Consider the following 12,512-nt stretch of genomic DNA (forward strand, 5'->3'; position numbering starts at 1 on the left):
ATAAATCATTTTACGCCGTTATTCATTAACCATGTTATCACAACTTGCATCGCTCTGTCAGCGGCGGTTCCTGGTCTGGCCAAGTCGAAATGATGACCAGTTTTATCGTCGGTATTCTCCGAGGCTCCCTGAATCCAATCCAGAATATCTTTGGGATTGCTGAGTTTGTCTCCGGGAATGTCATACCGTATGATGTTCTTGATATTTTTGTGTGCCTTCAATTGCTTATATAGATTTGAGCTATCAGATATTGGGCTACCAATAAGTATCAGATTGTCAATTACTTGTCCTTTAGATGCCAATCTTAATGCAACTTGTGCCGACATAACGCTACCAAATGAGTATCCGACCATATTCATTTGTTCTCCCTCGGCTAAAGGATTGTCTTTTAAGTGCTTTTCATAGGCTCCTACCTGCGAATCTATATAGGAGTTTTCTGTAAATTCTCCCTCGATAGGATTGCCTAGGGATATGGAACTAGTAGACATTCCAGTTGGGGAACCACCATAGTTATAAACGTAAACTTCCCTTTTATAGCCTTCTGAGGAGTTTCCAAATGTAAAGTCCATATCGGCCGTTTGTCCGCGAGAGCTATTTACGACATAGAATTTTCCTTGCATCCCAGCGTTGTAAAACGTTTGCGCCCATCTTTCAGTATATCGCCATCCGGAACTGTCATTGCCTGCGCCAGCTATGAAGTATACGCGTTTCCCGTCGGGATCGATGGCGGATGTTGGGCTGTTCAAAACGTAATTGTAAGGGCTGGCGAAAGCGTAATTATCCGCAAGTATATCGATATTCATCCAACGCCCAATTGCTGGGTCGTAATTTCTTGCGCCATAGTTGTACCAACCAACCGCCAACTCGTCCTGCCATTCCTTCCCATTGTACTTGTAATTATAGAACTTCGGACAATCTGTACATGGCCCAACGCCTCCTCCGTCGATGTATGCGCTACGAGAGATATTATAATTGTTGTGTTTTAAGCCAAAAGGGTAATAGTTGTTTTCCTCGAGAATCTTTACCTCTCCGGTTTGCTGGTCTGCGGCATATCGCAAACGGATATTCCCTAAGTGATCCAAGTAGTTGTAAACGTAGTTGAATACCAATCCGCCTGATTTCAGCTTCGTGTCGACATTTCCTTCGGATGTGGCAATGAAGTCCATGACGCCATCTGTATATTGGAACATGTCCTGGTAATCTGTAGTGCCGGTAGCAGTGCCATCGCTCCAGGATTTCGCTACTTTGGTGCCCACCGCATTGTACGTATATTTGATGAATCTGCTCGACGAACCTTTATCTATTCCTGTCGGAAGATTAAGATGGTTGTAGACAATGACTTTGATTCCTTTGTTTTTGTCGGCGATCAAATTGCCAAAGGTATCGTATCCGTAATCGGAACCGATAATATTGCCATCGTTGAATCCTGCCGAAATGCCAGAGCTGTCGGATACCGAAAGCAAACGGTCGATTTTGCTCGTATCGTAAGTGTAAGTCAGGTTGTCGATTTGCAGGTTGTACAAGTTGTCATCGTACTCGCCATTGCGGTTGAGATGTGTAATGTTCCCATTTTTGTCATAGGAAAGCACCTCGTCGTAGCTGTTTGTTTCAGGAGTTGAATTATCCGGTTTTTCATAGCTTGCTTCGATAAGACGATCCAAGTCGTCGTAAAAGTAACGGTAGCGACGTCTTGTCATATCGCTTCTCGTTTTCCACTCTGTCTCAGAGATATTTCCATTGTACAAAGCCTCTCCTGGTGGTGGCGCTCCAAAAACATTTCCAAGACTCGGATCGTCGTAATGAATCTTGAAACGGAAAAGGTCATCCGGATTCGTTGACTGGTAAATGGGAAGGCCGGTTGACGGGTCCATGATGTAGTTTATATCAGTGAGCCATCCTCTTATATTGGAATAATAGTCAATTTTCTGTAAACATGCAGTTCCCGTCAAATCAGAACCTCCGACTCTTTTTGCTGTCATCTTGCCCAATTCGTCATATTCGAACTTGGCCAATGATTCCGAAGGATTGGCGTTCAACCTGTGTTCGGTTTTCGTAAGATATCCTTGAGGTGAGTAGGTATAGAACTGTTTCACAGTGACATCTGTGTTGGAGGCAGACGACGAAGTGTATTTGTGGATGGTTTCATCAGCAATTATCTGACCCGAAAAATCAAGCTTGCTGTCGTTGATCGTATAGCCACCCAAATGATTGATTTTGTGATTCCGGACGCCACGGCCATAAATGTCATAAAGGATGTAGTTGACCTCTCTGCGAGTATCGGCAGTAGTTTCCAAAACCCTTATGTAGTTTCCGGTTGATAATCCTTTTGGTTTGTTCGTATCGTTATAGAATACCGACTGCGTATTGGATGCAACTTGGGATGGAATTGGCGAAGGAGCATTCGGGAAATTATAGTCGTCGTAATAATTTACGGTCAAGACGTGATAAGCGGTTGTTGGCCATACAAGATTGCTGTATCTGAAAGAAACGCCACCAACGGTTGAGTTTGTCGTAGTTGCTATTTTGGTTTCGCTGAAATTAATCGTTTCCTGATCCCTGTCGTACTGTCTGCTTTTCCAAGTCAAACTATCTACTGACTGTTGCAACCAGCCCGTGAGTACGATTCGATTCATGGCATCGTATTTTGTAATGATCCAACCTGTATTTCTACCCAAGTCAGTAAAAGGAGTAAGTGCTGGTCCGGTCGCGACCAGGCGGTCTAGCTTATCATAAACGAAGAATTCCCAGTTTTTCCCAGGTAATTTTTTATGTGCGATCCTGTCGCGACGATCGTACCTGTACTGATAGCACTGTCCATTTAGTTTGCCTTCGGTAACGGTTCCGCTCACGGAAGGTGGAATTACATAGGTCAGATTCCCGAATTGATCGTAGACATAATAAGTGTCGTGGGAGATACCCGCATTGTAGCGTCTTTTCAGGATAATTCTTCCTTGAACGTCCTTAAATTCTTCTTGGGTGTGGTTGACTCCGTCTGCTGCTTCCCAGCTCTCATCCTTCGTGACCATTTTGAATAGTCTTCCGGCAGGATAGCTGGTTCCGCCGTCGTTTATCTGAGGTTTGAAAATTCCTAACGTCGAACTCCAAGTCGATGTTGCAGAGATCAGTTTTACCTCATTGTTGAGATTTGTCTGATATTCAGATTTAATTTCATGTCCGGATCCGATTTGCCAGTTATAGCCAGGTGCAGCGCGTTTGAGTACCCGCCCTAAAGGAGATTCTTCAAATCGTATCTGCGAGAATGGAACGTCTCCCGAATAAATTGGATAATTGTTCATTCCTGAATTTACCGTAAGGCTGTCTCGAAACAACATTGTGGCATCAGAAGCCGGGTAAGGAAGAAAATCCTTATTCGGGCGATTGAATGCGTCGTAGCGAACTGACGAAATGACGTCTTTGCCACTGTTCGACTGTTTGTGTTGCACAGTTTGTATAGGTTTTCCCAATCCATCAAAATACGAAACGCTAACCTTCGCTTGTTCCGGCGTAGGATTGGCTATAGAAGTTGTCGTCGCGGTCCGGTAAACGGTTGTTTTTGCGTAGTTCTGGTTAGCACTTTGACCTAAGCCGACCAATGGCAATGCTATCAAGAGTAGAAATTTTCTTTTCATGTTCAGAATAGATTAAGGCTTGTAGTGATATTGGTTTTCAGAGACTAACTCAGACTGTGAATTCCTGACTTCTTTAAGTCTGCCGAAATTGTCGTAAACGTAATTTTGGCTTTGACCTTTTGCATCTGTGATTTTCTTGACGCCTTGACCTGGCGCGTAGACGTACGTAGTAATCAATGCAGTCGGATAAAGTGTCCGCAGATTTGCCAAAGCAAGGACGAGCTGTGCTTCGTTGTAAGTGCCCGGAGCCGAATAAGTGGCGATATCTTGGGCATTTGCGGCAGGTATTGCCGGATAGTCAAGGTTTTCCAGTTTGGCCACCGGCAAGGTTTTTTCATAACCCCAAACAATCAGCGTAGCCTTTCCGTTTTCTTGCCTGTATACCGTAAGGTTTCCCTTGTCGTCATAAGTATCATAGCGAACCCTGCGTTCAGTCGATTGGGTGTCCTTTTTATTGCTGACGTATGTTTTAAGGATGTGATTGTAACCGTCATTCAGGAATTCCTCCTGGGTCATGGACACCTGTTGCCCGTTTCGGCTCGTCTTGATCTGGATGGGAACGTTGATCATATTTGCGGTAACCAACGAGCTCTCGAACGTTCCGACCGGGTTGTCTGTCGAATATAAAAACTGGGATACCGTTTCCTCAGGTTGGCCCAGATGCTGGGTTTGTGTGGCCATCTGTCCATAGGTGTTGTAAGAGAGGCTAGTGACATCTTCTATAGCGGTTCCGCCAAAATAATTGTACTCTGTAATTGTTTTGACCTTGTAGGCTTCAGACAATATCGGCGTACACAGGTAACTGTATTTGGAGCGTGATGTTCCGCTTACGGTTTCGGCGGGGTCAGTGTTGCCGTAAAAATTGCTTTTGATTCTCACACCATAAAAGACAACGACACCAGGCACCTGACTTTCATAACCGATAGTTTTTCTATGGAGCAATGTCCCGGCCCTGTCGTAGGTTCTTTCAGCCGACGGAAGCCCGCTTATCGATTTTGGCACATCGGGAAAGCCATTGGAAGTCATATTCGGCTCGTTGTAAAAGTCAAATTCCTTTCTTCCGGTGTTGAACAAGGTCGTGCCGTAAATTTCTTCGACTTTTCCGTATCCGACGTAGTTGCTCATATTCTGAAGAAACCTTGAATCGACGAAAAGTTCACGTGTAAACATTTCCTGTTTGTTTCCGCAGATTGAACAAGGCGTAAAAGCGGAGTTGAGACAATTAAAGCAATAAACGTCATTAATGGCCAGTGGGTTGAAATCGGTCAATATTTTTCCGGAATGGTAGACATATTCTTTGGTTGAAGGAGAAGGATCTGTGGTCGAGGTAAAGCTTTGGATTTTTTTCACCCTCATGCCACCACCTTCGTATAGCGTTCCGGCGGGAAGCTGGCCATAATAACGAACATTTCCTCCGGCATTCGCGGCATAGGCGACACCTCCGGGAAAATAAGGCGGCGTTGAACCAAATGCCTGCGGCGCCGGAAAAGTTGCGCGCAATTTGTATACGTATCCGGGCTGATACGTCAATCGGTAATTCAAATATTGAAAAGTTCCATTGTAATTTGGAGCCTGCCAGGCTTGCAAGCTTACGAAATCACCCGGAACCCAAGTTTTTACCGGAGTTTCCACACCGTATCCATTACCGCTTACCTTGACCAAAGTTACCGATGAATTATACCACATAGTGGTTTTTGCTGTATTATTCGGTGAAGAATCGGTTGCGGACATCACCGGATTGCCGTGAGAAAAACTTACATAGAAGTTCATGGTTACATCCTGGGTTATTCCCGTGAGCGTGTTTGTCTGCGTGTTGGAACTCCACGATGGCATCATTCCACCTGTGACACTGGAAAAATAAAAAACCGAATTGACTTGCTGGCGCGAAGGAATTGGTTGGTTGGTGAAGGTATGAGGCTCGAATTCGAAAGTGGAATAACCACCTGTCGGATACGTTACTTTCTTGATCAGGCAAGCTTTGGCGTAATCCTTATTGAAGTAACGGTCGCCCTTTGTATAGTTGGTGTAGACGAAAAGAACGTTGTTATTGGCCCCAAGAAATTGTTGCGGATAGTCGTAGTAGTCAAAGTCTGGCGTTAGCGAAGTGTTGCTGGCGCCGTTATAGTATCCGTAGAAATCAATGGAGTTTGAAACCTTCGACGGAAGCATTACCGTTTGATCGTACTCGAAAGCATGAGGCGGCTTAGATAAATCTGCGGTTTGTAAGGCATCTTGGGTGTATCCGACTTCTTTTACAGCGTCCAAGCGCAGTCTTTTCGTCAAAACGTTTGTGTTCAAAGGATAGTTTCCTATTGGCGACTGTGATCCAAACGGGAAATAAGAGGTGGTGAATTGGAACGACTTTATTTTTTTCAAAGTGATTTTGGAAACAATATCGATTGCCTGCAGTTTTTTGTGGGAATCGCCGCTTACCAAATTGGTGTCTTCCCTGTCTGCCAAAATAAAGTCGATTCTAAGCTCTGGCGTCGTAATTTTTTTCAGTATCCTGACCTGACTCACATCGTATGGGCTAGAGGACGGCAATTGAGGCGTCTGCAAGTTGTTGGGTTGAGGTCCGCCGTAGCAAGAATTCAAATAGGCGAATTGAGAGTATCTCAAGTTCGTGACCTGGGCATTCTGGTATTCGAAGTCTATCGTTTTTCCCGTCACGAGCTTGATTTGGGTTACCTTGTAGGTGGCACCTCTTTTGTCGTAATATTCGTTCGAAGGTAAATTTCCCGATGATTCTTCCCTTCCGGCATTTCCGAAGAAGTAGCTTGTCCCGTTCGGCAATTTCGCCTCGATCGTAGGGTAAGTCTGCGAACCTCCTTTTATGAACTTGATACCGTCTTTATTGTCTATGAATACGATTTGCTGGTTTTGCGGATTGATGTAAAATTTGCCCGAATAGCCACCGAAATTATAATGGTAAATGTCAGGATCGCCATGACCAATACGCAATCCGTTTATCAAGGCGCCGCTTTCGGCATTTGGCGGAAGACCCGGTATCTCGAACGTCCCATAGGCATTGCAGGAAGTGCTGCCGATACAACGAGTTGGGCAGGCGTAATTGTACATGTTGTTGCCCAGCTGTTTCACCTCTTTGTAACTGCCCAAACCGCCAGGAGCACTCAGGATGCGGTTCATGAAGAAGTCATATTGAGACTGCTCGGTATTTATGGTAGGGCTGTCGACCTCGTCGCGTTTCCCTCTCACTTCCTGAATGATGTAGCCACCCGGCGAAAGATCCCAACCCAATCCAACCCAAGTCGCTTCATCGGCTACCTTGATTCCGGAAGAATTGTATCGAAGTAGGATAGGAAGTTCAAAATCCTCGACCTTGACCGTATATAACGGGATGCTTATGTTGGGTGAACCGTTGTAATGTCCAACGGGAATGTCCCCAAAGCGCTCAAATAAAGCGGCTTCAGGAGACGTTGGAATACTGTTGACCTTAGGTGTGTAGCCTTGGGCGAATAGCGAAAATGCCTGGCCAAGACAAAGTGTGAGCACAATGTTGTTTAGAATCTTCATTTCTCGAGAAGTGGTTTATTTTGACTTCATTATTTTGACCGTATCCGACGACTTTTCAGTTTTGATCTCTACCAAATAAATTCCCTGCGGATATTTTGCCAGATTCACCGGAACCGTCCGTCCTGTGGTAATCTCAAAGCTTTCCAGCCTGTGTCCGGCAATGTCATAAATCGTGGCCGTTCCTTTTTCAAAATCATACCCGATGACGACATTCGTATAATCCTGGGTCGGATTCGGGCTTGCTTCTATCGATTGGCGCGCCTTTTCTTTTTTGTCCTTGTCCTTTAGCTTGACTACCCAGAAATCGTTGTTTCCGTAGTTGAGTGTCTTGTTTTTCGAGGCAGGTTGTTTTGGATAATTGTTTCCCGATGGCGCCGATAGATTGCCGGTGTCCACTCCGGTAGATTTCCCCGAACCTTGGCGGACGGCATCCGTAGGAATATTCAATCCCGTTTTCAAAGGAGCGTCGTTGGAACCAACGGCGTCTCCAAGTTGTTTTTGCAGATCTGCCGTCTGATCCTGATAGGCCTCATTTATCGCATTCCGACCGCTTTTTAAAGTATCGTCCACTTCTTTTTGGGCCTTGTCCGATGCCGCAAGTGTTTGGTTGCCGTCTATAGGTGAAATGCCGTGAATACCACCTTTCTTTTTTCCGTTTTTCCTATTTAAAGCGTGGTTGTTTGATGCAGCATTCGACGTTCCGGCCAAAAGGTAACCTCCGTCTCGTGTTTGTATCAGTTTCCGAAGAATGTCATCTCCGTCGCTACCCAGGTGCTTTGTCCAGATTTCTTCTCCTTTTGCATTGATTTTAAGTGCGATATAATCGTTTATTCCCTCGTCTTCCTTGGCTTGACCACGATTTTCCGATTTTGCATGGCCGCCAATCAATATAGAACCGTCTTGATTTTCAGTGAGCGAAGTCAGGATGTCATTCCTTCCGAAATTGTAAGATTCCTGCCAACGGGAATCGCCGTCTTCACTAATGTTCAAGACCCAAAAATCGCTGCCCGAGCGACTGGAAACCAATCGATTTCCAGACACGCCAGAGATGGAATTGCCGCCCAAAAGGTAACCGCCGTCTTTCAACGCTATGACAGAAAACGGCTGGTCGTCTTTGTCGCCACCGAATGTCTTTTGCCAAATCTGCTCGCCATTATTGTCGAGTCGGATCAGCCAGTAATCGCCTTCTCCAAAACCTTTCTGTTGTTTGTCACCTGATTCAGGTGAGTTCGTGTAGCCCAAGACCATGAAGCCACCGTCTGGCGTAGCACATAGATCCCGAAGTTGATCGTTGTAAAGGCCGCCGTAAGACTTTTGCCATTTGAAGTTGCCGGAAATATCAAGTCTGACCATCCAGAAATCGGTTCCACCTTGATTTTTCGAGTTTTTATCGCCAGTAACTTCAGAAGCCGATGTTCCGCCAATCAAATAACCTCCATCTTTCGTTTGGATGACAGTTGCCAGATCATCAGAACCGCTGCCGCCAATTGTTTTCTGCCATTGTTGCCCACCTCCGGCATCCAATTTAATGATCCAGAAGTCATTCAGTCCCTTTGAATCCTCGTTTTTGTCTCGTCCTTTTCCCGAATTCGACGTTCCGGCCAACAGGAATCCGCCGTCAGAAGTGGTGCGAACAGCTTGTAACATGTCCATTCCGTTGCCTCCGAAACTCTTTTGCCAGATTGCTTCGCCATGCTCGTCCATTTTCCAGATCCAATAGTCGAGATCGCCGTTCGCTAAAGAGGTTTTGTTTCCCGTGTTGCCAGAGGCAGAACTGCCAGCGAGGATAAATCCGTAATCGGCGGTAGGAATTACGTCGAAAAGATATTCTGCCTGTTTGCCGCCATAAGATTTTTCCCACTGGATATCTTGGGAATAAGTCTGGTGAATGAAGCTAAGGGATAGCAATGGAAGCCAACCCCACGAAGTACGTGATAGATGCATGTGTCGAAATTTGTTTATTTATCGTTGACATCGGTAATGCTAACTAAAAGACAGGCAAGCCTATCGATAATAAATCCAAATTTCTTAGGGAGGAAACGGGTGGTAAATCCGTTGTTTTTGGAATTACAAATATATATGTTGTAGGAAAATTTCGTTAAATTTTTCTAAAAATTTTCGTTACTATTTGTGTTCCTGTGTTAAGTAATTGTTTGTCAGGGTTTTGTTGGTCGGTGATTTACTCCACCAAGGTCTTGTGAACTCGTGAAGAAGCGATCAAAGAAGCCATAAATCCAAAACCGAAAATCGTGGTCAGTACAATCGCGATGTTCTCAAAAGTGAAATTCACCGGATAAGCCAGCGTCGGCGTGATCATCACGAGTTTGAAATGTTGTTGCAAAAGGATGATTGCCGAGCCCAGAATCAGTCCGAAAATACCGGCGAACAAGCTCAAAAGACTGCCCTGAAACAGGAAAATCTTTCGCAAATCCTTGACTTCGACGCCCAAAGCTGTCAACGTCTTGAGGTTGTTTTTCTTCTCGATTATCATCACGATAAGCGCTCCGGCCAGCGTGAAAAGCGCCATGATCACGACCAAAGTGAAAATCAGATACAAGATCAGGTTTTCGCTGTTGAGCATCTTGTACAATGATTCGTTGAGTTGTGCGCGCGTTTTTACCTCAATATTGGGAAGGATTTTGGGTATTTCATCAGAAACGCGGTTGATGTTCGCATTTGGATCTATTTTGAACTCGACCGCCGAGACCTGATCGATCTGGTAATTCAGCAAAATCTGGGCGACGCGCAAGTCGGCGAAAACGTATTTCGAATCAAGTTCTTCGCTGATCGCATAAATCCCGACTGGCGCCAGAACTGCCTTGGTAAAAGCGTCGTCCGGATTTTCAATATCGCCTTTTCCGGCTTTTGGCATATAAACCTCAAACGGATTGTTGAAATCGAGCAAACCCAACGAAAGGCGTTGCGAAATTCCGTATCCCACGACAACTTGCGCAGTATTCGGTTCGAGCCATTGGCCCTGAAAAATGGTTTTGTTGACCGAATTGACTTGTCCGAAAAGACTGTCGACGCCTTTTAGATAGGCAACTTGTTCCTTTCCGTCAAACACGAAAAGCACGCGTTCCTCGATGATTTTCGACGCCATTTTGACACCTTCGATTTTGGTGAGTTTGGAGAATTGCGAGGGTGTAACTGTGAAAACCTTGCCTTTTTGGGGAAGCGCTTTCAAGTCGGGATCGAAATCGTTCGAAAACGACAGACTGAAATCCTTGAGTCCGCTAAAAACCGACAGGACGACGAAAAGTGCGGCCGCGCCAACCAAAATGCTCAGCGACGCGATGCCGTTGATGAGGTTGATCGCGTTGTTTTTGCTCTTCGTCCTCAAATAACGCTTGGCTATGTAAAGCGGGAAATTCACCTACGACTTCTTGCGTCTTTCGAGCAGATCGCGGTTTTCGATCGGATTTTCCTCGCCTTTCAAAGCTTGGTCGATCTTCTCGATGTAATCCAAAGAATCGTCAATGTAGAAAGTCAGGTTCGGGACTTTTCTCAACTGCATTTTTACGCGTTGGGCCAAATCGTGCTTGATCAGTGGTGTGTTCGAACGAATTGCTGCCAAAGTCTCGGCGGCTTTCTCCTGAGGAAAAATGCTCAAATGCACCGATGCGACCGACAAATCTGTTGTGACCGAAACCTTTGAAACCGAGATCACAAGGTTCGAAATCGCGTTTTTGCGCACTTCACCTTGCAAAATGTCGACCAAATCCTTTTGCAATACTCCTCCGATTTTCTTTTGACGGTTTGTTTCCATGCGGCAAAGTTACGCTAACCCGCAAGGTTTTCAAAACCTTGTAGGTCTAAAGTTTTGAGGCTGATGGCTTGAAGCATGACTGAGATCACTCGGGTTTTGTTTTTTAGGAGCTTGATCCGGCTGTCCGCTAGTAGCTTTCTTCCAAAAACCGGGTTTTCCTAAAAGCTGAGACGAGCTTCCTTTGGTCGCTGTCGAAGCTTTGGAAAACTGCGGTTTTTGAAAGAAAGGCTAGCCGCTGCCATCCGGGCTAGGGAATTTTGGGGCGACCTTGTTTTAGGGTTTTTTATAGATTTTCTGTAATTGGGTGGTTTTTTAAAATGGTATTTTTGCGCCGGGAGGGTGCAAATCAGGTCTTGTCGTTGATTATGTTTTTGATGTTGGTTTGTGGCACTTGAGGTGAAGGAGCAACCTACATTTAGGAAATTTTACAGATTTTCTGCACTGAGACAGTTTTTGTAAATGATAAATTTGCATTGGGAGGGTGCAAACAAGGTCTTGTCAAAAACCCGATTTTCTTTAACGCTCGCCAGTCCGGTTGTCACCCGCGAAAACTTATCTTTACGACAAACCATCAACCATGAACAAGATCGAACACATCGGTATTGCCGTCAAAAACCTGTCCGAATCGAACCTGCTTTTCGAGAAACTGCTCGGAGTCGCATCCTACAAACAAGAAGAAGTCGCAAGCGAAGGCGTAAAAACCTCGTTCTTCCAATCGGGTCCCAACAAGATCGAACTGCTCGAAGCCACGACTCCCGATAGTCCGATAGCCAAATTCCTCGAGAAAAAAGGCGAAGGCATCCACCATATCGCGTTCGACGTCACAGATATCGTCTCGGAAATCGAGCGCCTCAAAAGCGAAGGCTTCACCGTCTTGAGCGAAACTCCAAAAAAAGGCGCCGACAACAAACTCGTGGCCTTTCTGCATCCAAAAGGAACAAACGGCGTTTTGGTAGAATTGTGCCAAGAAATCCAGTAACCATGAACTTCACTCCAAAATCCATCCGACCATTTATAGGAGCCAAAGACTTCGACATTTCAAGTAGATTCTACCGCGATCTAGGTTTCGAGGAAACTGTTTTATGGAACGGTTTTTCGGTTTTCAAATCAGGTGATTTCGCCTTCTATCTGCAAGCCGACTACGTAAAAGACTGGATCGAAAATACCCAAGTGTTCATGGAAGTCGAAAACCTGCCCAAGTTCTGGGAAGATCTATCCGCACTTGGATTGCCATCCAAATACCGCGACGTAAAAATCATCCCGATTCGCGAAGAACATTGGGGAAGAGAATGTTTCGTGCACGATCCGTCGGGAATCTTGTGGCATTTCGGCGAGTTCTCGGTAAAATAACACCTGATTTCCAGTATCCCGAAAACCCGTGAAAAAACGCTTGCAACCCTTAAAAAATAGTGTAAATTTGCAGGCACAAATAAAGCGGCTACCGCCTTGTTCGTAACAATTCTAACCTGGTCCTATAGCTCAGTTGGTTAGAGTCCCTGACTCATAATCAGGTTGTCCTTGGTTCGAGCCCAAGTGGGACCACAAACCTCTCCGAAACGAGAGGTTTTTTTATGCCCAAA

General features: G+C 45.3%; 7 protein-coding genes and 1 tRNA gene. 3 read left to right on the plus strand and 5 right to left on the minus strand.

Annotated features, from left to right (window positions below; genetic code table 11):
* Positions 1 to 5 precede the first annotated feature (5 nt).
* From EOO49_RS06400 to rbfA, 5 genes are all read right to left on the minus strand, one after another.
* The gene (locus EOO49_RS06400) at positions 6 to 3,629 is read right to left on the minus strand and encodes a DUF6443 domain-containing protein (RefSeq protein WP_290843873.1); all 3,624 of its coding nucleotides are present in this window, start codon (positions 3,627 to 3,629) and stop codon (positions 6 to 8) included.
* A gap of 12 nt (positions 3,630 to 3,641) precedes the next feature.
* On the minus strand, positions 3,642 to 7,163 hold the full coding sequence (locus EOO49_RS06405) for a hypothetical protein (protein ID WP_290843875.1): 3,522 nt from the start codon (positions 7,161 to 7,163) through the stop codon (positions 3,642 to 3,644).
* Between the two features lie 15 nt (positions 7,164 to 7,178).
* Positions 7,179 to 9,107: a T9SS type A sorting domain-containing protein gene (locus tag EOO49_RS06410; protein ID WP_290843877.1), complete on the minus strand. Its 1,929-nt coding sequence runs from the start codon at positions 9,105 to 9,107 to the stop codon at positions 7,179 to 7,181.
* 235 nt (positions 9,108 to 9,342) lie between these two features.
* The gene (locus tag EOO49_RS06415) at positions 9,343 to 10,539 is read right to left on the minus strand and encodes an FtsX-like permease family protein (protein ID WP_290843879.1); all 1,197 of its coding nucleotides are present in this window, start codon (positions 10,537 to 10,539) and stop codon (positions 9,343 to 9,345) included.
* Positions 10,540 to 10,932, minus strand: coding sequence for a 30S ribosome-binding factor RbfA (rbfA, locus tag EOO49_RS06420; RefSeq protein ID WP_290843881.1), 393 nt, complete (start codon positions 10,930 to 10,932; stop codon positions 10,540 to 10,542). It lies immediately after the preceding gene.
* 577 nt (positions 10,933 to 11,509) lie between these two features.
* On the opposite strand from rbfA, the gene mce reads away from it, so the two are divergent.
* The 3 genes from mce to EOO49_RS06435 all read left to right on the plus strand — a co-directional run bounded on the left by mce (position 11,510) and on the right by EOO49_RS06435 (position 12,474).
* A complete protein-coding gene (gene mce, locus EOO49_RS06425) occupies positions 11,510 to 11,911 on the plus strand; it encodes a methylmalonyl-CoA epimerase (protein ID WP_290843884.1) in 402 nt (133 codons plus the stop codon).
* 2 nt (positions 11,912 to 11,913) lie between these two features.
* Positions 11,914 to 12,282 carry a glyoxalase gene (locus tag EOO49_RS06430; RefSeq protein ID WP_290843886.1) on the plus strand — a complete coding sequence of 123 codons (369 nt, stop codon included), beginning with the start codon at positions 11,914 to 11,916 and terminating at the stop codon, positions 12,280 to 12,282.
* 118 nt (positions 12,283 to 12,400) lie between these two features.
* Positions 12,401 to 12,474, plus strand: a tRNA-Ile gene (locus EOO49_RS06435).
* The last annotated feature ends 38 nt before the right edge of the window (positions 12,475 to 12,512 follow it).

Source organism: Flavobacterium sp. (assembly GCF_004295795.1).
Classification (GTDB): domain Bacteria; phylum Bacteroidota; class Bacteroidia; order Flavobacteriales; family Flavobacteriaceae; genus Flavobacterium.